This is a genomic window from Stutzerimonas stutzeri, assembly GCF_000935215.1.
Lineage (GTDB): Bacteria > Pseudomonadota > Gammaproteobacteria > Pseudomonadales > Pseudomonadaceae > Stutzerimonas.
In genome coordinates this window covers 1-21,538 of the sequence record NZ_JXXD01000124.1, presented here as the reverse complement: position 1 = coordinate 21,538, position 21,538 = coordinate 1, and the positions used below count along the sequence as shown (strand labels likewise).

The 21,538-nt window shown below is 63.2% G+C and carries 20 protein-coding genes; 5 read left to right on the top strand and 15 right to left on the bottom strand.

Going from position 1 to position 21,538, the window contains the following annotated elements; genetic code table 11:
• The 8 genes from LO50_RS13700 to LO50_RS13665 all read right to left on the bottom strand — a co-directional run.
• Positions 1-170: alpha/beta fold hydrolase (locus LO50_RS13700; RefSeq protein WP_044315349.1), on the bottom strand; the 170-nt coding region annotated here is incomplete at its 3' end.
• Between the two features lie 119 nt (positions 171-289).
• Positions 290-1,279 (bottom strand): TRAP transporter substrate-binding protein, encoded by a 990-nt coding sequence (locus LO50_RS13695; protein ID WP_044315348.1) that lies wholly within the window; start codon positions 1,277-1,279, stop codon positions 290-292.
• 54 nt (positions 1,280-1,333) lie between these two features.
• The gene (locus LO50_RS13690) at positions 1,334-2,161 is read right to left on the bottom strand and encodes an HpcH/HpaI aldolase/citrate lyase family protein (protein WP_044315347.1); all 828 of its coding nucleotides are present in this window, start codon (positions 2,159-2,161) and stop codon (positions 1,334-1,336) included.
• A gap of 20 nt (positions 2,162-2,181) precedes the next feature.
• The gene (locus tag LO50_RS13685) at positions 2,182-3,387 is read right to left on the bottom strand and encodes a CaiB/BaiF CoA transferase family protein (RefSeq protein WP_044315346.1); all 1,206 of its coding nucleotides are present in this window, start codon (positions 3,385-3,387) and stop codon (positions 2,182-2,184) included.
• A 126-nt stretch (positions 3,388-3,513) separates the two neighbouring features.
• Positions 3,514-4,866 (bottom strand): MmgE/PrpD family protein, encoded by a 1,353-nt coding sequence (locus LO50_RS13680; protein WP_044315345.1) that lies wholly within the window; start codon positions 4,864-4,866, stop codon positions 3,514-3,516.
• On the bottom strand, positions 4,863-5,267 hold the full coding sequence (locus LO50_RS13675) for a VOC family protein (protein ID WP_044315344.1): 405 nt from the start codon (positions 5,265-5,267) through the stop codon (positions 4,863-4,865). Before LO50_RS13675 ends, LO50_RS13680 begins: the two co-directional genes overlap by 4 nt.
• Positions 5,268-5,381: 114 nt before the next feature.
• Complete coding sequence (locus LO50_RS13670) at positions 5,382-6,566, bottom strand: acyl-CoA dehydrogenase family protein (protein WP_044315343.1); 1,185 nt, start codon at positions 6,564-6,566, stop codon at positions 5,382-5,384.
• A gap of 205 nt (positions 6,567-6,771) precedes the next feature.
• The gene (locus LO50_RS13665) at positions 6,772-7,593 is read right to left on the bottom strand and encodes an HTD2 family dehydratase (protein WP_044315342.1); all 822 of its coding nucleotides are present in this window, start codon (positions 7,591-7,593) and stop codon (positions 6,772-6,774) included.
• A 125-nt stretch (positions 7,594-7,718) separates the two neighbouring features.
• Between LO50_RS13665 and LO50_RS13660 the strand changes: the two genes are divergently transcribed.
• From LO50_RS13660 to LO50_RS13650, 3 genes are all read left to right on the top strand, one after another.
• Positions 7,719-8,609, top strand: a complete 891-nt coding sequence (locus LO50_RS13660) for a LysR family transcriptional regulator (protein WP_044315341.1) — start codon at positions 7,719-7,721, stop codon at positions 8,607-8,609.
• Positions 8,610-8,680: 71 nt separating this feature from the next.
• Entirely contained in the window at positions 8,681-10,012 is a 1,332-nt protein-coding gene (locus LO50_RS13655) for a DUF2254 domain-containing protein (protein WP_044315340.1), read from the top strand.
• 128 nt (positions 10,013-10,140) lie between these two features.
• The gene (locus tag LO50_RS13650; RefSeq protein WP_044315351.1) at positions 10,141-11,457 is read left to right on the top strand and encodes an MFS transporter; all 1,317 of its coding nucleotides are present in this window, start codon (positions 10,141-10,143) and stop codon (positions 11,455-11,457) included.
• A gap of 37 nt (positions 11,458-11,494) precedes the next feature.
• Here the strand turns inward: LO50_RS13650 and arfB are convergent, their stop codons facing one another.
• Entirely contained in the window at positions 11,495-11,908 is a 414-nt protein-coding gene (arfB, locus tag LO50_RS13645; RefSeq protein WP_003297653.1) for an alternative ribosome rescue aminoacyl-tRNA hydrolase ArfB, read from the bottom strand.
• 136 nt (positions 11,909-12,044) lie between these two features.
• Between arfB and LO50_RS13640 the strand changes: the two genes are divergently transcribed.
• Positions 12,045-13,088, top strand: coding sequence for a metal-dependent hydrolase (locus LO50_RS13640; RefSeq protein ID WP_044315339.1), 1,044 nt, complete (start codon positions 12,045-12,047; stop codon positions 13,086-13,088).
• Positions 13,089-13,133: 45 nt separating this feature from the next.
• Here LO50_RS13640 and LO50_RS13635 read toward each other — a convergent pair whose 3' ends face one another.
• The 6 genes from LO50_RS13635 to LO50_RS13610 form a co-directional block, all read right to left on the bottom strand.
• Complete coding sequence (locus tag LO50_RS13635; RefSeq protein WP_044315338.1) at positions 13,134-15,086, bottom strand: methyl-accepting chemotaxis protein; 1,953 nt, start codon at positions 15,084-15,086, stop codon at positions 13,134-13,136.
• Between the two features lie 234 nt (positions 15,087-15,320).
• Positions 15,321-17,099, bottom strand: coding sequence for an ABC transporter ATP-binding protein (locus LO50_RS13630; protein ID WP_044315337.1), 1,779 nt, complete (start codon positions 17,097-17,099; stop codon positions 15,321-15,323).
• Positions 17,092-17,700: a DsbA family protein gene (locus LO50_RS13625; protein WP_255849058.1), complete on the bottom strand. Its 609-nt coding sequence runs from the start codon at positions 17,698-17,700 to the stop codon at positions 17,092-17,094. Before LO50_RS13625 ends, LO50_RS13630 begins: the two co-directional genes overlap by 8 nt.
• Positions 17,701-17,762: 62 nt before the next feature.
• Positions 17,763-18,698: an oxygen-dependent tRNA uridine(34) hydroxylase TrhO gene (trhO, locus tag LO50_RS13620; protein WP_044315335.1), complete on the bottom strand. Its 936-nt coding sequence runs from the start codon at positions 18,696-18,698 to the stop codon at positions 17,763-17,765.
• Between the two features lie 127 nt (positions 18,699-18,825).
• Entirely contained in the window at positions 18,826-19,122 is a 297-nt protein-coding gene (locus tag LO50_RS24190; RefSeq protein ID WP_014820626.1) for a BolA family protein, read from the bottom strand.
• Positions 19,123-19,133: 11 nt separating this feature from the next.
• Positions 19,134-19,640 carry a DUF2059 domain-containing protein gene (locus tag LO50_RS13610; protein WP_014820627.1) on the bottom strand — a complete coding sequence of 169 codons (507 nt, stop codon included), beginning with the start codon at positions 19,638-19,640 and terminating at the stop codon, positions 19,134-19,136.
• A 146-nt stretch (positions 19,641-19,786) separates the two neighbouring features.
• On the opposite strand from LO50_RS13610, the gene LO50_RS13605 reads away from it, so the two are divergent.
• Positions 19,787-21,181: a class II fumarate hydratase gene (locus tag LO50_RS13605; RefSeq protein WP_044315350.1), complete on the top strand. Its 1,395-nt coding sequence runs from the start codon at positions 19,787-19,789 to the stop codon at positions 21,179-21,181.
• Positions 21,182-21,538 lie beyond the last annotated feature (357 nt).

Genomic DNA, 21,538 nt, shown 5'->3' with positions numbered 1-21,538 from the left:
GGGCAGAGCACGCGGTAGCCCGCTGCGGCCAGGCGCTCGGCCACCGGCTCCCAGCCTTCGGGGCAATCCGGCCAGCCGTGCACGAGCACGGCCACCTGCTGGCCGCGGGGGTTCCATTCGAGATAAGCGATATCCAGCACGGGTGTGCTGACCGTGGCGTAACGACTCATGCCGGCGTCTCCTTGCGCGCTTTGGTCGGTCAGCATAAGCCTGGTTTCAGGCATAAAAAAACGGGCCGGTCACATCGGACAGACCCGTTCGTTCTCCGCCGCTTGGTGCCTCTGGAGGCTCAGGAGCGGTTGGCCGCCTGCGCCGCTTCGATCAGCTCGGCGCCGATCTCGCTCTCGAACTTCTTCCACACCGGTTTCATCGCCTCGCGCCACTGGGCGCGTTGCTCGGGGGTCAGCTCGATGATCTCGGTCTTGCCGGAGGCGGCGATGGCCTGGCGTGCCTGCTGGTTAAGGTCGTCGGCCTGGCGGTTCACCTCGGCGGTGACCTCTTCCATGATCGTTTCCAGCTCGCCGCGCACGTCTTCCGGCAGGCCGTTCCAGAACTTGGTGTTGGTGATCACCATATAGTCGATCAGGCCGTGGTCGGAGGCGGTCATGTAAGGCTGGACCTCGTGCACCTTCTGGCTTTCATAGTTCGACCAGGTGTTCTCGGTGCCATTGACCACGCCGGTCTGCAAGCCCTGGTAGACCTCGGCAAAGCTCATCTTGCGCGGGTTGGCGCGCAGCACCTTGAACTGCTCGTCGAGCACCGCGGAGGCCTGCACGCGGAACTTCAGGCCGCGGGCATCCTTCGGCTCGCGCAGCGGCTTGTTCGCCGAAAGCTGCTTCATTCCGTTATGCCAGTAGGCCAGACCGGTGATGTTCTTGTCCTCCATCGCGCGCAGCAGCGCCTTGCCTTGCGGGCCGCTCTGGAAACGATCGGCTGCCGCCAGGTCGTCGAACAGGAACGGCAGGTCATAGATCTGGATGGCCTTGGCGTAATGCTCGAACTTGGCCAGCGACGGCGCCAGCATGTGCACGTCACCGAGCAGCAGGGCCTCCATTTCCTTGCCGTCGCCGAACAGCGAGGAGTTCGGATACACCTCGACCTTCACCTTGCCCGGCAGGCGTTCCTCGGCGAGTTTCTTGAACAGCAGGGCGCCCTGCCCCTTCGGCGTGTTGTCCGCTACTACGTGGGCGAATTTAATGGTCACGGGGTCGGCGTGCACCAACCCGGCGACGGTGAAAGAAAGCGCGCAGGCGAGTGCCTTGAGCTTGTTACTCAGCATGGAAGTACCCTCTTGTTGTTGTCGGTTGGTACGTTTCGCGGGCAAGCGTTGCGGTCAGGGCACCGCTTGCCCGGCACGTTGCAGCAGGCGACGGGCACGGCCGATGACGGGGGCGTCGACCATCTGTCCGTCCACCACGAAAACCCCATCGCCGGAAGCTCCGGCGGCGAGGATGCGTTGCGCCCAGTCCAGTTCCGCGGCACTGGGCATCAGGGTTCCGTGCACCACGGCCACCTGGCTCGGGTGGATGCACAGCAGGCCGCCAAAGCCCATGTCACGCGCGTCGGCAGCGGCACGGGCGAGGCCTTCGAGGTTCTTGATGTCGGGAAAGACGCTGTCCAGCGGCGCTGCCAGTCCGGCCAATCGCGACTGCAGCAGCAGCGCATAGCGCGCCTGGTCGAGCATGCGCTCGGCGCCGGCGGTGCCATTGGCCAGGCCGAGATCGAGGCCCAGGTCCAGCGCGCCGAAGGACAGCCGCTCGACACCCTGGGCGTGGGCAATTTCCGCCAGATTGGCCAGACCGCGGGCACTTTCGACGATTGGCCAGACCGGCTTGCCGCAGCTGGCCGCCAGCGCAACCTGCACCGCGCTTTCGACCTTCGGCAACAGCACGCCGGCGACGCCGGCATGACGGGCACAGAGCGCCAGGTCCGCGGCCTGCTCGGCATGGGTTGGCGCGTTGATGCGCACCAGCAGGCGCGCCTCCGGGTTGGCGGCGAGGAAGGCATCGAGGTTGCCCCGCGCCTCTGCCTTAAGGTTCTCCGCGACCGCATCCTCGAGGTCGACGATGACCGCGTCGGCGCCCGTCGCCAGCGCCTTGGGAATGCGTTCCGGGCGGGTCGCCGGGACGAACAACGCGCTACGGATGATCGATGAGTTCATGGGCTGGCTCCTGGGTGCGTTCATACCGCGCCCTGCTCGTGCAAGCGCTGAATGTCGCCGGGGGCGTAGCCCAGCTCGGCCAGCAGGCTGTCGGTGTGCTGGCCCAGTGCGGGGATCGGATCCATGCGCGGGGCGAAGGCGCTGTTGCGCCCCGGCGGCAGCAGCGCAGGCAAGCGACCGGCCGGGCTGTCGACCTCGCTCCAGCGCTGGCGAGCCTTGAGCTGCGGATGCGCCCAGACACCGGCCATGTCGTTGACATTCGCATTGGCAATGGGCGCGGCATCCAGCCGGGCGATCACCTCCTCGGCGCTCAGGTGGCTGAACGCCTCGACGATGAGCGCACGCAACTCGGTGCGATGCTCCGAACGCCGCGCGTTGCTGTAGAAGCGCTCGTCCTGCGCCAGCTCCGGCTGCAACAGGACCTTGTCGCAGAACGCCAGCCACTCACGCTCGTTCTGCAGACCGAGCATCACCGTGCCGCCGTCGCCGGTGGGGAACGGGCCGTAGGGGTAGATAGTGGCGTGGGCGGCTCCGGCACGCGGCGGCGGCGTCGCGCCCTTGTAGGCGTAGTACAACGGATAGCCCATCCACTCCACCAGGCTCTCCAGCATGGAAACGTCGACGCGACTGCCCTCTCCCGTCTTGTCGCGCAGCATCAGCGCGGAGAGCACACCGGTGTAGGCGTACATGCCCGCGGCGATATCGGCAATGGAGCAGCCGGCCTTGGCCATCTCGGTCTCACCCGGCCCGCCGGTGACGGAGAGAAAGCCGCCCTCGCTCTGGATCAGCAGGTCGTAGGCCTTCTTCTGCTCGTAGGGGCCGCCCTCGCCGTAGCCGGAGATGTCGCAGACGATCAGCCGCGGGAAGCGCTCGTGCAGCGCGTCGAAGGACAGTCCCATGCGCGCCGCGGCGCCCGGCGCGAGGTTCTGCACCAGCACATCGGCACCCGCCAGCAGCTGGTCGAGCACCTGCGCGGCGGCATCCTGCTTCACGTCCAGGGTCAGGCTCTCCTTGGAGCGGTTGGTCCAGACGAAATGCGAGGCCAGGCCATCGACCCGCTCGTCATAACCGCGGGCGAAATCGCCGGCACCGGGCCGCTCGATCTTGATCACCCGCGCGCCGAGATCGGCCAGCTGGCGCGTGCAGAACGGCGCGGCGATGGCGTGCTCGAGGCTGACCACGGTGATGCCATCGAGTGGACGGGGTTTGACTTGGCTGTCGTTCATGTTCGGTTCCTGCAAATTCGGCGTTGGGTGGAAAACGGCAACGCCTTTTCCACGCGTCTGTTCAAGTCCCTGGGGACTCTGGCGCCACTTTGGTGGATGAGGCTTCGCCTTCATCCACCCTACGGTTCAGGCCAGCGCGTCCAGCTGCTGAAGCTCGCGCAGGCGCCAGACCTTGTCGATCAGCACGCCCGCCTCGTCATCGCTACGCGCAGCGGAGAACTGCACCAGGCGGCGGAATTTGTCTTCCAGCTCGGCGCGGCTCAGTGTGTTGCCGGGGTCGCCCTTGGGTTCGTCGATGGCGCCGTGCAGCGTGCGGCCATCGGCAGTGGTCACTTCGACACGACCGAGCCAGCGCGCCGGGTAGGCGCCGTCCACCTCAGGATCAAGGGTCATCGAGACCTTCTTGCGAAATGCGCCCACGCGCGGGTCACTGAGCGCATGGCTGTGGAATTCGGTCAGCCCAGCCTTGCCGTACAGCGCGATCAGCCCCAGCACGGTGCCCATGGAGAACTTGGCCTGATGCACGGTCTGCGGCACCGTCACCCGGCCGAGTACATCGATGGCGCCCTGGTGTACACGGGTGGTGACCGACGCGATGTCTTCGGCTCCGAGCCCCTCGCGCTGCATCAGCGCTAGCAGCGCATCGGCGGCCGGATGGGTATGCCGGCAGGAGGCGTGAAACTTGAAGGAGGTTTCCGCCAGCGCCCAGCGCGTGCCGAGGCGGTCGGACAGCTTGCTCGGCTCGGCATCGCGGGACATGCCCGCCGCCATGCCCTGCTCGCCTTCGAGGATGTTCTGTGCGCCGGTCAGGCCATCGGCGGTCAGGTAGGCGGCGAGCAGGCCATCGGCGGCGGCCTTGGCCGTGTGCAGCTGCTTGGAGTCCGCCGCGTCACGAAGAAACTCCCACAGCCCCGCGGCCTGGGTGCCGGCGCTGCCGAGCAGGTGGGTGAACTGCTGCTGGTCGAAATCCATCAGCTTGCCAACGGCCACCGCGGCAGCCAGGGTGCCGACCGTCGCGGTGGTGTGGAAGATGCGGTAATGCGAGCGGCCGAGGAACTCGCCGATGCGGATGCCCGCCTCGTAGCCGGCCACCGAGGCCACCAGCAGCTCGCGGCCGGACTTGCCGAGATCCTGCGCTGCCGCCAGCGCAGCGGGAAACACCACGGTGGCCGGGTGCAGCACGGAGCTGTTGTGCAGGTCGTCCTGCTCCACCAGGTGCGAGCTGGCGGCGTTCACCAGCGCGGCGAAATAGGCCGAGCTGCTATGGCCGTTGACCAGAATGCGCGCCGGCCCGTCGGCCGGGCCCATCTTCTGCGCGTAACGCTCGAACAGCGGAATCGGATGCGAGCCGGCGCAGGCCAGGGCCGAGCCGAGCCAGTCGAGAAAGAGGTCTTCGGTGCGGGCGAGCACCGGTTCGGGGATCTGCTCATAGGCGAGCCCGGCGAGGAATTCGGTCAGGGCACGGGTGTGCTGGCTCATGCGTTGGGCTCCAGCGGATTCTCTAAAGGATTGGACAGTTCGATGAGGTTCTGGTCGGGGTCGCGCAGGTACACCGAGCGGATCGGTCCGGTCGCGCCGGTGCGTTGCACCGGACCTTCGACGATGGCGACCTGCTGCGCCTGGAGGTGTGCGATCACCTCGGCCAGCGGTGTGGCAACGATGAAGCAGAGGTCCGCCGAACCCGGGGTCGGCCGATCGGCCTTGGGCTCGAATTCGCGCCCGGCCTGATGCAGATTGATCTTCTGATTGCCAAAGGTCAGCGCCTTGCGCCCTTCGCCGAAGGTCACCGCCTGCATGCCGAGCACACGGGTGTAGAAGTCGATCGTTGCCTCGAGGTCGGTGACGGTCAGCACCAGGTGGTCGAGATGGCTGATATTCATGACGTACTTCCCCCTTTTCGTAGGTGGAAATCGCGAAGCATTTCCACCACCTGTGTCGCCTGTTCGATACGCGTGGAAAAGGCTTCGCCGTTTTCCACCCTACGTTTGGCTCCGTTAGAACGAACGAGGCAGCTCGAGCAAGTGCTCGGCCACGTACGAGAGGATCAGGTTGGTGGAGATCGGCGCCACCTGGTACAGCCGCGTCTCGCGGAACTTGCGCTCGACGTCGTATTCGTTGGCGAAGCCGAAGCCGCCGTGGGTCTGCAGGCAGGCGTTGGCGGCCTCCCAGCTGGCCTTGGCCGCCAGGTACTTGGCCATGTTGGCGGCCGCTCCGGCGTTGCGACCGGCGTCGTATTCCTCGCAGGCGCGCCAGCGCATCAGGTCGGCGGCCTCGATCTCAATATGCGCTTCGGCGATGGGGAACTGCACGCCCTGGTTCTGGCCGATGGGCCGACCGAACACCACGCGGTCGCGGGCGTACTGCGCAGACTTCTCGACGAACCAGCGGCCATCACCGATGCACTCGGCGGCGATCAGCGTGCGCTCGGCATTGAGCCCATCGAGGATGTAACGAAAGCCCTTGCTCTCCTCGCCAATCAGGCTACTGGCGGGAATCTCCAGGTTGTCGAAGAACAGCTCGTTGGTCTCGTGGTTGACCATGTTGGCGATCGGCTGCACGGTCAGGCCGTTGCCGATGGCCTCGCGCAGGTCGACGAGGAAGATCGACATGCCCTCGGACTTCTTCGTCACCTCGGCCAGCGACGTAGTGCGTGCCAGCAAGATCATCAGGTCGGAGTGCTGGATGCGCGAGATCCACACCTTCTGCCCGTTGATGACGTACTTGTCGCCCTGGCGCACGGCGGTGGTCTTGATCTTGGTGGTGTCGGTGCCGGTGGTCGGCTCGGTGACGCCCATGGACTGCAGCCGCAGCTCGCCGCTGGCCAGCTTCGGCAGGTAGTAGCGCTTCTGCTCCTCGCTGCCGTTTCTGAGCAGGGTGAACATGTTGTACATCTGCCCATGAATGGTCCCGGAGTTGCCGCCGCAACGGTTGACCTCCTCGAGAATCACCGAAGCCTCGGCGAGGCCCAGGCCCGAGCCGCCGTATTCTTCCGGGATCATCGCCGAGAGCCAGCCGGCCTCGGTCATGGCGGTGACGAAGGCTTCCGGAAAGCCCTTTTCCTCATCGATCCTGCGCCAGTATTCGGCGGGAAATTCGGCACAGAGGGCGCGCACGCCCTCGCGGATGAAATTGAGTTCTTCGTGCCTAGTAGCGTCCTGGTAGTTGTGATTCGTCGTCATCTCGATACGTTCTCGTTGTTAGAGAGGTCGCCCCTCACCCCAGCCCTCTCCCCAGAGGGGCGAGGGAGCTATCCGGTGTACGTCGGAAGTCATGCCTTGTCAGATGGCATCGCGTTTACGCCGATCTAGAAGCCAGACACTGACCAGTCCCCTCGCCCCCTTGGGGAGAGGGTTAGGGTGAGGGGGCGGAGTCCCGCCATACACCTCAGTCGAATTCCACTTCGGCTTTCTGCGCCAGGCCGTTGTGATCGCCGGCCCAGAGTTCGGCCTTGCCCGGCGCGACAATGCGCCCGCCGACCTCGAACGGCTGCGGTGCGATCAGCGGGCGCAGGCCGCGGTAGGCAAAGCGCCGCAGGCGGGCGTCGGGATTGGCGCGGCAAAAGGCGCGCAGGTTCAGCGTGGCGATCAGCGGGCCGTGAACGACCAGACCGGCATAGCCCTCGGCCTTGGTGACGTAGGGCCAGTCGTAATGGATGCGATGGCCGTTGAAGGTGACCGCCGAATAGCGGAACAGCAGCGTCGGCGTAGGCGTTACCGCCTCGCGCCAGCCACCGGCGACCATGGGTTCGCCGCTGCTGGTCTTCGGTGGGCTGGGCTCACGGTAGACGATGTCCTGCTCTTCGCGGATGGCCAGACGACCGTCCTGCAAGTAGTCGTGCTGGACGGTGACGAACAGCAGCGCGCCGGTGCGGCCGTGCTTTTCTTCGATGTGTTTGATTGTGGATACCCGTCGCGCCTCGCCACCGGCTTCCAGCGGGCGAAGGAATTCGACTCGGCCACCCGCCCACATGCGGTTGCGGTTGTCCGCCGGCGGCAGGAAACCGCCGCGCGCCGGGTGACCGTCCTCGCCCAAGCCGCTCTCGGCGATGGGCTCCTGAAAGAAGCACCATTGCCACAACGGCGGCAACGCCTCGCCATGAGCGGGGGTGGCTTCGCCGAATGTGGCGGCGATGCGCATCAGCAGGTTGCGGCTGAGCTGGTCGTGGACTTCTTCGCTGCGGCCAATCCAGGCGGAGATATCGGTCATTGCGGCTTCCGGTCGTTGTCTTTGTTTCGCTGGAGAATGCTACGACGGCGGCGTTCCGTGAATTTGTATTTACCGACACCAGCGTTCGGCTAAGCTGAACGCCGTTCCAAGTACCGGTATCAAGCATGCATTTCGATCTGGCGGACCTGCGTCTGTTCATCCATATCGCCGAATCCCCGAGCCTGACCCAGGGCGCGCGCCGTGCCCATCTGTCACCGGCAGCGGCCAGCGCTCGCATCAAGGCGCTGGAAAGCCAGCTCGACAATCGCTTGCTCTATCGCGACAGCCGCGGTGTCGAGCTGACGCCGGCCGGACACAAGCTGCTGCAGCACGCACGGCTGATCATGCGCCAGGTCGATTACCTGAAGAGCGAGTTCACCGAATACGGCACCGATTCGGCCGGACATATCCGTATCTTCGCCAACACCACCGCGGTGACCGAATTTCTGCCGGAAGTGCTGGCCGGCTTTCTTGCCGAGCGCCCCGGCGTGACCGTTGACCTGCAAGAAAGGCTGAGCCGCGATATCGTCCGTGGCGTGCTCGACGGCAGCACGGACATGGGCATCATCGCCGGGCCGGTGCGCGCCGAGGGACTGCAGGTGCTGCACTTCAGCACCGACCGCCTGCTGCTCGCCGTGCCGATCGGCCATCCGCTGGCAGGCGAGCAACAGCTCACGCTGCGCCAGACGCTGGCCTACCAGCACATCGGCCTGCATGAGGGCAGCACACTGCTGACCTTCCTGCGCGATCAGGTGGAAAAACTTGGTGGTCAGCTATCGCTGCGCATCCAGGTCTCCAGCTTCGAAGCGGTGTGCCGGATGATCGAGGCCGGTGTGGGCATCGGCATCATTCCCGAATCCGCGGCAAGGCGGCACAGCCGCACCATGCAGCTTGCGCTGGTGGCACTGGACGAAACCTGGGCGGTGCGCGAGCGTAGCATTCTGGTTCGCGAACTGGACGCGCTGCCCGGCAGCGTGCGTGCGCTGATCGCAACCCTGGTCTCCACGCAATTCTGAAATCCCGGCCCACCGAACATTTGCCCGTCAGCACTGCCGAAACCGGTACGCACCGCAATCCGGAATCCTGCATGGACACGTCGAGCAACCGGCTGTTTCGCCTCTACCAGCGCATCGTCAGCAGCATCGCCTTCTACCCCGCGCTGATCACGCTCGGCTTGGTGCTGCTGTGCATCGTCAGCATCTGGCTGGAGATGACCTACCTGCAGGCCTACAAGGAGGACATCAAACTTGGCCTGGTCAACAACGCGGAAAATGCCCGCCTAATCCTCGGCACCCTGGTTGGCGGCATCGTCTCGCTGATGGTGTTCAGTTTCAGCATGGTGATGGTGGTGCTCAACTCGGCGTCCTCGACACTCTCGCCGCGCGTCATCCCGAGCCTGATCAGCAGCCGCAACCACCAGTTCATCCTCGGAATCTATCTGGGCACCATCATCGACTCGCTGCTGCTGATCCTGACTATTCAGGAAGGCGACGACATCAACATCCCGAGCCTCGGCATCTTTCTCGCGCTGGGGCTGGGGATCGTCAGCCTGTGTCTGTTCATTACTTTCATACGCGGTATCTCGCAATCGATTCAGGTCGATTACATCCTCAATAGCCTGTTCAAGAAGACCCTGAAGGAACTGCAGGTGCAGCAAGGCAAGTTCGGTCAGTTCAGCGAACGCCAACAGTGGCCGGAGGATCAGGGCTGGCCGGTTACCCGCTCGACCCGTGCTGGCTACTTCAAGGCCTTCAACAGTGAGGCGGCCAAGGCGCTGCTGAAGAAGCACGACCTGCGCATGACCATTGAGGTGCACAACGGCTTTTTCGTGATGCCTGGTCACCCACTGTTCAGGCTTAGCCGCCAGGTCGATGGAGAAGTGACCGAGACGCTACTCGATGCTTTCGACTTCTATGTCGAGGAGTACGCGAATCAGCATTATTTCTTTGGTTTCAAGCAGATATCCGAGATCGCCAGCAAGGCACTAAGCCCAGGCATCAATGACCCGGGCACGGCGATAAAGGCGATCGACATGCTTGGTGTGCTGTTCGCCGAGCGCCTGAAGCTGCCGGATTTCGACGTTGCCAGCGAGCCCGACGAACCGCCGCGGCTGTACATTCGCGAGCTGGAGCTACAACAGATGCTCCTGGCCGTACTGGGGCCGCCACGGCACTATGGCGGCGGCGATACCCAGGTCGTGCTCAGCCTGTTGCAGTGCTTCAAGAACCTCTTGTTCTGCGATCCTGAGCCCGAAACCGAAGCCGTTCTACTGGCGCATGCGCAGGCAGTGCTCGACAAGGCGAAGGAAAGCATCGCCCTGCGGCCGGACCGCGAGGCAATAGACGCTGCCGTGCAGCAGCTCAACGAGGCCATCAGCCACAACGCTCCGCTGGAAAATCCGATGTGCGCGGAATCCTGAACGGGAAAAACTGCCCAAGCAACCGACGGCAGAGCCCAGCGGAGCACATCGCCCGCACATAATGTTTCACGGTGGCCCGCAGACAAGCAGGTTGCCATCACCGTATTAGTTGCCTAGGGTTGTTCGACATGAAGTCCTTGATTGCCCCCATCAGTTCGTTGCTGGGCGGAGTAGCTTTGCTGCTGCTCGGCCACGGGCTGCTCAACACACTCCTGACTCTGCGCGGCGTTGCGGAAGGCTACTCCACCGGCATGATCGGTCTGCTGATGTCCGGCTATTTTGCCGGCTTCCTGATCGGCACCTGGCTGGCGCCCTCGCTGATCCGCCGCATCGGCCACATCCGCACCTTCGCCTTCTATGCCGCGCTGGCGGCGGTCGCCGTACTGGTGCACGTGCTGATCGTCAACCCGTGGGTGTGGCTGGTGCTGCGGGTGCTCTACGGGGTGTCGCTGGTCACGCTGTACATGGTCATCGAAAGCTGGCTGAACGCGCAGGTCAGCGGCGAGAAGCGCGGCCAGGTGTTCGCCCTGTACATGGCGGTCAACCTCGGCGCGCTGGCGGCTGCCCAACAGCTGTTAAGCCTAGACACACCGATGAATTTCACGCTGTTCGCGCTGGCCGCCATCCTCATCAGTAGCGCGCTAATGCCGATCACCCTGACCCGCCAGGCGCAACCCGCGCTGCCGGACATGCCAGCCACCGACTTGCTGCAACTGGCGCGCATCGCCCCGCTGCCGTTGATGGCGGCCGGTATTTCCGGGCTTACGCTGGGCGGTTTCTGGGGCCTGGCGCCGGTATATGCGAGCCAGGTCGGTTTCGATGCCGCTGGTGTCGGCCTGCTGATGAGCATCACGATTCTCGGCGGCGCGGTGCTGCAATGGCCGATCGGGCTGTTCTCGGACAAGCATGACCGGCGCGTCGTGCTGCTCTGGGTGGTAGCAATCGCCGCGGTCCTGGCGCTTGTGATCACACCGATCCTGTCCGGCTCGCTGCTGCTGGGGTTGATGTTTCTCTGGGGCGGACTGGCATTTTCGATCTATTCGATCGCCGTTGCGCAGATGGTCGATCAGTTGCACCCGGATGAAATCCTTTCGGGTTCCAGCGGCCTGTTGCTGGCCAACGGCTTCGGTGCGGCGTTCGGCCCGGTGGTCGCCGGTGGTCTGATGCACCTGTTCGGCCACATCGCCCTGCCGCTGTTCTTCGCCGTGTCGCTGGGCATCCTCGCGATCTACTCGTTCTGGCGCCCGCGTCGCGTAGTGGATCTGGTCACCGAGCCGCACGGTCATTTCACACCCATGCTGCGTACCAGCCATACCGTGCTGGAGCTGATGCCCGACACCCCGGAAGTCGAAGTTGATGCGGCGCCGGCCAACGAGGCGGAAATGGTCGACGAGCATCCGGTCGCGCAGGACGAGCCGATGCCACCACAGACCGGCACCCTGTAGCCGGCTGCTCCGCGGGCGACGTGGCGACACAGGCCGATCAGAAGTCGACCTTGCCCCGCCCTGCCTTGATCGCGCCGCGCTTGGTCTTGCCTTCGAGCCGGCGCTTCTTCGAGCCGAGCGTCGGCTTGGTCGGGCGGCGCGCCTTCTCCACCTTGGCCACGCTGCGAATCAGTTCCGCCAGTCGTTCCAGCGCATCGAGGCGGTTCTGCTCCTGGGTTCGATACCGCTGCGCCTTGATGACGACCACGCCTTCGCTGGTGATCCGGCTGTCGCGCAGGGCCAGCAGCCGCTCCTTGTAGAACGGCGGTAATGACGACGCCTGGATGTCGAAGCGCAAGTGCAACGCGCTGGAAACCTTGTTGACGTTCTGCCCGCCCGCACCCTGGGCGCGGATGGCAGTCAGTTCGATCTCGGCATCCGGCAACTGAACGGCATTGGAAATTTCCAGCATGAAAGCTCACGGCGGACGATGGGTGTCGGTGATTGTCCTATGACCTGCGCGCCGCCGACACACTTTTTAGAACATTGGCCCTCAGCTGCCGGCAGCCGTTCGGCTAAGGTAAACGCCCGCCCCAACGGATCTGAACATGGACTCGATCACCCAGGCTCTACTCGGTGCCAGTGTACAAGGCGCGATGCTCGGTCGCTGGCAGGGTCGCAAGGCGCTCGTTTACGGCGCGGTGCTCGGGACCCTGCCGGACCTCGATGTGGTCATCGACTACGGCGATGCGGTCGCCAACATGACCTATCACCGCGGCTTCAGCCACTCGTTGTTCGTGCTGAGTCTGCTCGCCGTTCTGCTGACCTGGCTGATCAGGCGATTCCGCCCGGACGAGCGATACACCGGTACACGCCTGTTCCTCAGCATCTGGTTGGTGCTGATCACTCACGTCCTGCTGGACGCCTTCACCAGCTATGGCACGCAGCTGCTCTGGCCACTGACCACGCCTCCTATCGCCTGGTCCAGCGTGTTCATCATCGACCCCCTGTACAGCGTGCCACTGCTCATTGCGGTGCTGGCGGGTCTGCTGTTTGGCCTGAGCGGACGCAGGGCCAGATGGCCCGCCTACGCCCTGGCCATTTCCACCTGTTACCTGGGGTTCACCCTGGCCGGCAAACAGATGGCCGAGCACCGCGTGCAGGCGACCATGGCAAGCCAGGGGATCCAGGCGGAACAGATGTTCAGCACACCAACACCCTTCAACAGCCTGCTGTGGCGGGTGATTCTGGTGGATGGCGAGCACTATTACGAAACGCTGGTCAGCTGGTGGGATGCTGCACCACCCAGCCTCGTGCGGCTTCCACGCAACGCGCAGCTGGCCGCGGAGCTCAATGGCTCAGAGCAGCACGAACGCTTGAAATGGTTTACCGGAAACGTGCTGCGCTATGACGTGGATGGCGATCAGCTACTGGTGACCGACCTGCGGCTGGGCATGACCGGCTTTCATCCATTCCGCTTTCCGCTGGCAGAGCGCTCTGCCGAAGGCTGGCAGCTTATCGCGCAACCCGAACGACTGCCGGCCAACCGGGGCGACATGAGCCGCCTGGTCAGCCTGTGGCAGCGCATCTGGCAGCAGGAGCCAGCGCTACCTCTGGCCGCCTGGGCCGCTGAACTGAACGGCAGTCGCTGAAGAAAGCGGCTCAAGGAGCTTGAGCCGCATACACCCCTACGCGGGTCAGGTGCGGAACTGACGAACCAGTTCCTGCAATTCCAGTCCCAGGCGTGCCAGCTCGGCACTGGCACTGGCGGTGTGCTCGGTGGCACTGGCGCTCTGGTCACCGATATCCCGCACGCGGGTCACGCTCTCGGAAATGTTCTCGGCCACGGCGCTCTGCTGCTCGGCAGCTGCCGCAATCTGCTGGTTCATCTGCTCGATGGTCGACACCGACTCCGTGATCCGGCCAAGCGCGACGCCGGCCTCGTTGGCCAGATCTACGGTCCGTTGAGTCAGGTCACGGCTGCTCTGCATCTGCTCCACCGCCTGCTGCGCAACCCGCTGCAGGTTGGCGATAAGCCCCTCGATTTCCTCGGTGGAATCATGGGTACGCCGCGCCAGGGCACGAACCTCGTCAGCCACCACGGCGAAGCCGCGGCCCTGCTCGCCGGCACGAGCCGCTTCGATGGCCGCATTGAGTGCCAACAGATTGGTTTGCTCGGCAACCGCTCGAATCACCTCGAGCACGCTGCCGATGCGTCCACTTTCGGCGTGCAACGCTTCGATCGCATGCGCCGACTGATTCACCTCGCCGGCCAGGTTGCCGATCTGTCCTACGGCATCCTGCACCACCAGATCGCCCTGCCGCGCCTGCTGATCCGCCTGGCGCGCGGCAATGGAAGCCTGCTCGGCATTGCGTGCAACCTCCTGCACCGTCGCAGCCATCTCGTGCATCGCGGTGGCCACCTGCTCGGTCTCGACGCGCTGAGTCTGTACGCCGGCGCTGGTTTGCGCGGTCACCGCCGAAAGCTGATCGGCGGCTGCGGCGATCTGGCTGACGCTGCCACCGATACGACCGATCAGGTTGCGCAGGCTTTCGGTCATGTCGTGCATGGCGTTCTGCAGTTGCCCGACCTCGTCACGACGCGAGCTTGCCGCGGAGTACGTCAGATCACCGCTGGCGACCCGCTGTGCCTGCTGGACGGTGCTGCGAAGCGGGCCGACGATCATTCGCGAGATCACCGTGGCGGCCAGCAGGCCGACGAGAATGGCCAGCGCGCCAATCACGCCGAGCAACATGTAGCTGCTGCCTTTCTGTTGCTGCATGGCGCTGCTGGCATTGGCCAAGGCCTCGTCGGCAGCAGCGATCACGACTTCGGACTGCTGGGCCATTGACTGTTCGAGCGCGAGGCGTTCGCTACGATTCTGACGGAACTCGTCGAACGCCAGCCTGTACTGGTCCAGCTCGGCCAAGGCCTTGTCCATGGAAGCCTTCTGGTCATCGTTCAGCCAGATCTTGAGATTGCTGCCGATGGTGGTCACGTTCCCGTGCAAGTCGCTCCAGCTGGTGGCTGCTTCATCCGAGCTGTTGGCAACGTAGACATTCTCCAGGGTACGCATGTCCAGGATCTGCTTGGTCAGGCCCGAAGTCGCCTCGGCGACGGTCAGCGGATCGCTTCCCTTGAGCCGATCTCCCTCCAGTCGCAGCACCCGTACCGCATCGTACATGTCCAGCTCGATGAACTCGAACTCCTCGCGACTGACCTGAGCGGCCTCCTGCATCCGCGTACGTAGCGCCCCGCCGCGCTCGATCAGCTGCATGTAACGGTCGAACTTTTGCGCGTATTCATCCGCAGCCTGGCTGATCCGCGTCAGATAGGCCCGCTCGGCGGCATCGGAGCTGGTGGTCAGGCCGGCGAGCTTCTGATTCAGTTGCTGCAGCGAGCCGTGCAGCGCTTCGGCTGAAGACGACTGACGGGTCAGCGCGTAGTCCCGCTCGGCACCACGCGCCGCCAGAATGGAGGCGTTGACGCTGGAAAGCTGCTCGATCTGCCGGGCCCGGCCAAGGATTTCATCGACGGCAACGAACCCGGTACCGGCCACTCCAAGCGTGAGCAGCAGTACCAGGCCGAAACCACCGATGAGCTTTTTGCCGACCGAGAGATTAGTGAGTGAATTCAGCACTGGTTCCATCAGAGAAGTTCCACAAAAGAGGCACGAACGGGAAGTCGGCAGAGATTACTAATAGTTGAGCGTGGCGGCTGGATATTTTTGGCGCCTTAAGACTGACGGTAAGTGCTAACGACCTTCGCCTGTCGCGGCCGGCGCCAGGACGCCCACCTATGGGTGCGGATCAGCTGCGGCTTTCGGCCAAGTCCCAACGGCGAACTCGGTGACCCGCTGCGGGTGAATGACGTGCCTGCGCAGCTAGTGCTGCAGGTGCCCATAGAGCCGAGCGTAAAGCCCACCCTCGGCGATGAGCTGCTGGTGGCCGCCGTCTTCGGCGATGCGGCCACCGTCGAAGACCAGTACGCGATCCGCCTGTTTCACCGCCGACAGGCGATGGGCAATGATCAGCGTCGTACGCCCCTGAAGGAAACGATTGAGGCCTTGGTGCAGGGCATACTCCGTCGCCGCATCCAGCGCAGAGGTGGCTTCATCGAGAATCACGACCTTTGGCTCGGCCAGGATCATGCGTGCTACGGCCAGGCGCTGCCGCTGACCGCCGGACAGACGCACACCGGAACGGCCGACGATGCTGTCCAGACCGTTCGGTAATTGACGAATGGTATCGGCCAGCTGAGCGATCTCCAGCGCCCGCCAGCAGGCGTCGTCATCTCGCTCGCGGCCCATCATCAGGTTGGCTCGCACGCTGTCGTTGAACAGTGCGGGATGCTGCAGCACTACTGCAACGTTGTCGCGCACGGTGCCCAGCCCGATCTCTTCAAGCGCCACGCCGCCGAACTGGATCCGCCCGGCCTGCGCCTGATACAGCCCCAGCAGCAGCTGCACCAGGGTGCTCTTGCCTCCTCTGCTGGCTCCGACGATTGCGACCTTCTCGCCCGGCGCGATGCTGAGATCAAGCCCTTCCAGAATCGGTTCATCCTGATAGGCAAAGCGCAGACCTCGTACATCGATCGCCACCGTCGTCTGGCCGGCGAAAGGATCGCGTCCTCCGGCGTACTGCGGCTCGTCCGCCCGCGCCAGCAGCTGGTTGATGCGGCCCAGCGCACCGCCAGCTGCGTAGAAGGCGTACTGCAGGCTCAACAGTTGCTCCACCGGACCGATCATGAACCAGAGGTAGCTGAAGACCGCCAGCATCTGGCCGATCGACAGATCGGAAAACAGCACAGTGAGCATTGCCGCGGCGCGAAACACGTCAATACCGAACTGGAACAGCAGGCCACTGGCACGGTTGGACGCGTCGGTCTTCCACTGCGAAGCAACCGCGTAGTCGCGTACCTCCCGCGCGCGCAAACCCAGGCGACCGAGGAAGAATCCCTGCCGGTTGCCGGCGCGCACTTCCTGGATGGCGTCGAGGGTTTCCGTGAGTGCCTGGGTGAAGCGCGACGTGCTGTCGTTCTCCAGCTTCTTCAGGTGCTTCACGCGCTTGCCCAGCTGCACCGTGGCGTAGATCACCAGCGGATTGAACAGGAGAATCAACAACGCCAACTGCCAGTGCATCCACACCAGAATGGCCGCCGTGCCGAAAATCGACAGCACGGCCACCAGCAGACGGCTGAGCGTATCGCCGATGAACTTGTCGATGGTCTCCAGATCGGTGACCAGGTGCGCCGCCACCGTGCCGCCGCCGAGGCTTTCGTATTCCGCCAGGGCAATGCGCTTGAGCCGCTCGATCAGCCGCACGCGAATGCGATAAACGATGTCCTTCGAAAGCCGAGCGAACAGGCGCGCCTGCAGCACGTTGAACACCAGCGCAGAAGACCGCAATACCAGGGTCACGCCGAGCATGAGCCCGATATAGCCAACAGCGGTTTCCCAGCTGGCAGGCAGAAAGCGATCCATGATCTGCAGCGCCGAGTCGCCCGCTCCGAGCAGCACCTCGTCGACCAACAGCGGCAGCAGCAACGGAATCGGCACACTGCAGAGCGTCGCCAGCACGGCAACCAGATTCGCCAGGATCAGCGCTTTGCGATGGTGCAATGCGAGCCGGCGTATCTCTGCCCAGCTGAGTTGGTCAGGCATGGGCGTTACGCTCCAGCCAGCGTTCCAGTAGCGGGCTTAGTGCAGACAGCGGTTGATAACCGTTGGTGACCAGCGCCAGTTGCCCTTCGTGCTCGGCCAGCAGTGTGGGGAAGCCGGCAATGCCGAGGTTCTCGACCCAGGTAAAGTCAGACACGGTGGCTGCCTTGGTGGCCGGGTCGTCATAACGCTCGGCGAACTGACTCCGCGAAAGACCTGCGGTCTCGGCCAGGTCCACCAGCACCGCTGGCAGGGTCACATCGAACCCGTGCTGGTAGAACGCCTGCTGAATCGCCAATGACAGCGACCAGACGCGAGATTCATCGAGGCTGCGAGCAGCGACAAGCGCACGGCAAGCGCGCTCTGTGTCGTAGATCAACGCGTCAGGCAAGCCCTTATCCAGATTGAACGACTGACCTGTCGCCGAGTGCACGGCCTGCCAGTAGGACAGCGTGCGCTGCCGCCCTGCCTGATCCATAACGCCCTGCTCGCGACGCAGCCCGCCCACCCTCAGCCCTAGCGATACGCCCTGAGCCGCGGCTTGCTCGGCCAGCGCCGTCACTACCGGCGCGAATCCCCAGCACCAGGAGCACATTGGGTCCATCACATAGATCAGTCGGGCCACTTCGATACTCCAATGGCAGGCTGGCGCAGCAGCCAGTTGGCTCAGCGGTCTAGTTTTCGCGGGTCGCGGCCGATGGGATGCGGCTGATTGCGCTGACGCGCCAGCTCAATCTGTTTCTGCCGTTCGCGAGCGCCGGCGCGCGTCTTCTCACTTAACGTATCCCAGCAATGCGGACAGCTGATACCCGCAGCGTAGTGCTCCGATTGACGATCTTCCACGGATAGCGGTGCGCGGCAGGCATGGCACAGATCGAACTCACCGACGCTGAGGTCATGCCGCACGGTCACGCGGTTATCGAACACGAAGCAGTCGCCTTGCCATCGACTTTGCGTCTCCGGCACCTCCTCCAGATACTTGAGGATGCCGCCCTTGAGGTGATAAACCTCCTCAAAGCCCTCACCAAGCATATAGCTCGACGCCTTCTCGCAGCGAATGCCGCCGGTGCAGAACATTGCGACCTTCTTGTGCTTTGCCGGGTCGTAGTGAGCCTTGATGTAGTCAGGAAAGTCTCGGAACGATTTGGTCTTCGGGTCGACCGCACCTTCGAACGTACCGATTGCCACTTCGTAGTCGTTACGGGTGTCGATCAGCAACACTTCCGGATCGGCGATCAGCGCGTTCCAGTCTTGCGGCTCGACATAGGTTCCAACCTGCCGATTCGGATCGACACCCTCAACGCCGAGCGTGACGATCTCCTTCTTCAGCTTGACCTTGGTGCGATAGAACGGCTGCTCGTCGCAGTACGATTCCTTGTGGTCGATGTCGGTAAGGCGGTCATCGAGCCGAAACCATTCAAGCAGCGCATTGATGGCCTCGCGGGTACCGGAGACCGTGCCGTTGATACCCTCCTCGGCCAACAACAAGGTGCCCTTGATGCCATTGTGCGTGAGGGTTTCGAGCAGGGGTTCGCGCAGCGCAACGTAATCAGGCAGCGATACGAACTTGTACAGCGCTGCCACAACGATTTTTCGTGTCATGGGTACTTCCGCCAGTGGTCACCCGCGTAAAGGGTGGACCGGATACAAACGAAAGCGCCGGCGTGGGCCGGCGCGGGGAGGAAGTCTAACAAAGAACGGCAAGAATGGTCCCGTGCGAGACGGCACGCTATTTATGCCCACCAGCACAAACCGGTGATGCCGGGGCCGTGCCTTGTTGCGCCCACTCCTCAGGCGTATAGGTATGCAGCGCAAGGGCATGGATCTGTTGCATCAGAGCCCCCATCGCGGCATAAGCCTTTTGGTGACGCTTGACCGAATTCAGTCCGGTGAACTGCTCGCTGACGATCACGGCTTTGTAATGTGTTTCCTGCCCGCGACTGTGTGTGTGGCTTTCATCGAGCACTTCAAGGTGCTCGGGCTGCAAGGCTTGCAGGGCGTCTTGGATCAAATCGAGCTTGCGCATGGCAGGGTCTCTTAAGGCTTCTGTTTCTCGAGTTCGGCCGTCATCTCGGACAGCAGGTTATTCACTTCCGGCACCGCGCTTTCCAACTTGACCTGGGTAAGCTGAGCCGAGCGAGCATTGAGCTCCGGCAGCTTGCTGAGCATCTTCTTGCCGAGTGGCGACTCATAAAAATCGATCAGCTGATTCAGTTCCGTTTCGGAGAACTGGCTGGTGTACAAAGCGACCAGATCCGGCTTCAGCTTGTCCCACCCTATAGCCTTGTCCAAAGCAGTATTGGCCTGAGCCTGATAGCGCTCGAGCAGCGCCTTCTTGGTATCTGGCGCCTGCGCTTCGGCAAAACGCTGCGCAAACATCTGCTGCACTTGGGCATAAACAGGTACGGCGAGCCGGTCAGCATTGGCAAGCTGCAGAAAACGTTCTGCACTTCCCGCATGGCTCGCACTATCGGCAAAAGCCGATGAACTGATACAGATGAACAGCGCTGCAGCGCGCAGGGTCTGGACACGAAAAGTCGACATTGGAAATCCTTGGGCTGGCTATAGGTAGCCCTCAATGGACACATTCTGCGCTCGGAGTTCCAATGCCTCAAGCGGCCGAAGGCAAAGCTACGGAACTGCCGATGCCGCAGGGCAGCCTAACCAGCAATATTGAGCAGGAGCATGGCATGACGCGTATAGAGACCGACAGTCTGGGGCAAGTCGAAGTACCGGAACAGGCTTACTGGGGCGCACAGACGCAGCGATCGCTGAGCAACTTCGCGATTGGTAGCGAGCGAATGCCGATCCAGGTGCTGCATGCGTTAGCGCTGATCAAGAAAGCTGCAGCGCGTGTAAACAATCGAATTGGTGATCTGCCGCCCGACATCGCGCGCCTGATCGAGCAAGCCGCGGATGAGGTTCTGCATGGTCAGCACGACGGCCAGTTTCCGCTGGTCGTCTGGCAAACCGGCAGCGGCACGCAGAGCAATATGAACGTCAACGAGGTGATCGCGGGTCGCGCCAACGAGCTGGCCGGCGGCAACCGAGGCGGCAAGGCGCCAGTCCATCCGAACGATCACGTTAATCGCGCGCAGAGCTCCAACGACTGCTTCCCGACAGCAATGCACATTGCGGCCGCCAAAGCCGTGCACAGCCAACTGCTGCCTGCCATTGCAGAACTGTCCGGTGGACTGGCAGAGCTTGCAGTGCGACACAATAAGCTGATCAAGACCGGACGCACCCATCTGATGGATGCAACTCCGATTACCTTCGGCCAGGAGATGTCGGCGTTTGTCGCGCAGCTCGATATCGCCGAACGCACGATCCGTCAGTGCCTGCCGGCTGTTTATGAACTGGCGCAGGGGGGTACTGCGGTAGGCACCGGCTTGAACTCGCCGCACGGCTTCGCCGAAGCCATCGCAGCGGAGCTGGCCGCTCTCTCGGGCCTCCCCTTCGTCTCTGCCCCAAACAAGTTCGCCGCGCTGGCCGGACATGAGCCGCTGGTCGCGATGTCCGGTGCGCTGAAGACGCTGGCCGTCGCGTTGATGAAGTTGGCCAATGATCTTCGTCTGCTCGGCTCCGGTCCGCGCGGGGGATTCGCTGAGGTGCGATTGCCAGCCAACGAACCAGGTAGTTCGATCATGCCCGGCAAGGTCAATCCAACCCAATGCGAAGCCTTATCAATGCTCGCTTGCCAGGTCATGGGCAATGACACGACGATCAGCTTTGCAGCGAGTCAGGGACATCTGCAATTGAACGTATTCAAGCCGGTGATCATTCATAACCTGCTTCAATCGGTCCAACTGCTGTCCGACGGATGCCGCAACTTCAACGCTCATTGCATTTCCGGATTAGAGCCGGACCCGGCGCGTATGGCCGAGCATCTGGAACGCGGGCTTATGCTGGTAACCGCACTGAATCCTCATATCGGCTATGACCGGGCAGCTGAAATCGCCAAGAAGGCCTATGCGCAAGGCACCACATTGCGCGAAGCAGCCATGGAGCTTGGTTACCTTACCAGCGAGGAGTTCGATCAATGGGTTCGTCCAGAGACGATGCTTGAAGCCGGACAAAGGGAATAACGGTGTAGCGGAAGCGTCTGTCTGCTGTGTGCTCTCACACGCCTGCCGCGAACCTTAGGTCGCGCGCTGTGCCGGCTGGGGCTGCCTAAGACCAGCCGGAGCAATGTATCTAGACGACAGCTGCGGGCGGCTCCAGCTCAAGCATTAGCTAGTGCCGGCCAAGACCCAACGGCTGGCTCTGCTCCAGCACTTCGGGGCTGTTAGGACTGACACTACGTGGTTGTCGGGGGCAGGCTTCTGTTTTAACACCAGCCTAAAGCTGCACTATCGGCAATTCCAGCACCGCGTTAGCGCCTTGTGCTTTTCTCTGCCCCAAAAGCAAACCCCCGACCAGCTTACGCGGGTCGGGGGTTTGGG

Excerpts from the sequence above, each read along its gene's own strand:
- LO50_RS13695 (WP_044315348.1), bottom strand. The coding sequence starts at position 1,279 with ATGCTGAGTAACAAGCTCAAGGCACTCGCCTGCGCGCTTTCTTTCACC.
- LO50_RS13690 (WP_044315347.1), bottom strand. The coding sequence starts at position 2,161 with ATGAACTCATCGATCATCCGTAGCGCGTTGTTCGTCCCGGCGACCCGC.
- LO50_RS13685 (WP_044315346.1), bottom strand. The coding sequence starts at position 3,387 with ATGAACGACAGCCAAGTCAAACCCCGTCCACTCGATGGCATCACCGTG.
- LO50_RS13680 (WP_044315345.1), bottom strand. The coding sequence starts at position 4,866 with ATGAGCCAGCACACCCGTGCCCTGACCGAATTCCTCGCCGGGCTCGCC.
- LO50_RS13675 (WP_044315344.1), bottom strand. The coding sequence starts at position 5,267 with ATGAATATCAGCCATCTCGACCACCTGGTGCTGACCGTCACCGACCTC.
- LO50_RS13670 (WP_044315343.1), bottom strand. The coding sequence starts at position 6,566 with ATGACGACGAATCACAACTACCAGGACGCTACTAGGCACGAAGAACTC.
- LO50_RS13665 (WP_044315342.1), bottom strand. The coding sequence starts at position 7,593 with ATGACCGATATCTCCGCCTGGATTGGCCGCAGCGAAGAAGTCCACGAC.
- LO50_RS13660 (WP_044315341.1), top strand. The coding sequence starts at position 7,719 with ATGCATTTCGATCTGGCGGACCTGCGTCTGTTCATCCATATCGCCGAA.
- LO50_RS13655 (WP_044315340.1), top strand. The coding sequence starts at position 8,681 with ATGGACACGTCGAGCAACCGGCTGTTTCGCCTCTACCAGCGCATCGTC.
- LO50_RS13650 (WP_044315351.1), top strand. The coding sequence starts at position 10,141 with ATGAAGTCCTTGATTGCCCCCATCAGTTCGTTGCTGGGCGGAGTAGCT.
- arfB (WP_003297653.1), bottom strand. The coding sequence starts at position 11,908 with ATGCTGGAAATTTCCAATGCCGTTCAGTTGCCGGATGCCGAGATCGAA.
- LO50_RS13640 (WP_044315339.1), top strand. The coding sequence starts at position 12,045 with ATGGACTCGATCACCCAGGCTCTACTCGGTGCCAGTGTACAAGGCGCG.
- LO50_RS13635 (WP_044315338.1), bottom strand. The coding sequence starts at position 15,086 with ATGGAACCAGTGCTGAATTCACTCACTAATCTCTCGGTCGGCAAAAAG.
- LO50_RS13630 (WP_044315337.1), bottom strand. The coding sequence starts at position 17,099 with ATGCCTGACCAACTCAGCTGGGCAGAGATACGCCGGCTCGCATTGCAC.
- LO50_RS13625 (WP_255849058.1), bottom strand. The coding sequence starts at position 17,700 with ATGGACCCAATGTGCTCCTGGTGCTGGGGATTCGCGCCGGTAGTGACG.
- trhO (WP_044315335.1), bottom strand. The coding sequence starts at position 18,698 with ATGACACGAAAAATCGTTGTGGCAGCGCTGTACAAGTTCGTATCGCTG.
- LO50_RS24190 (WP_014820626.1), bottom strand. The coding sequence starts at position 19,122 with ATGCGCAAGCTCGATTTGATCCAAGACGCCCTGCAAGCCTTGCAGCCC.
- LO50_RS13610 (WP_014820627.1), bottom strand. The coding sequence starts at position 19,640 with ATGTCGACTTTTCGTGTCCAGACCCTGCGCGCTGCAGCGCTGTTCATC.
- LO50_RS13605 (WP_044315350.1), top strand. The coding sequence starts at position 19,787 with ATGACGCGTATAGAGACCGACAGTCTGGGGCAAGTCGAAGTACCGGAA.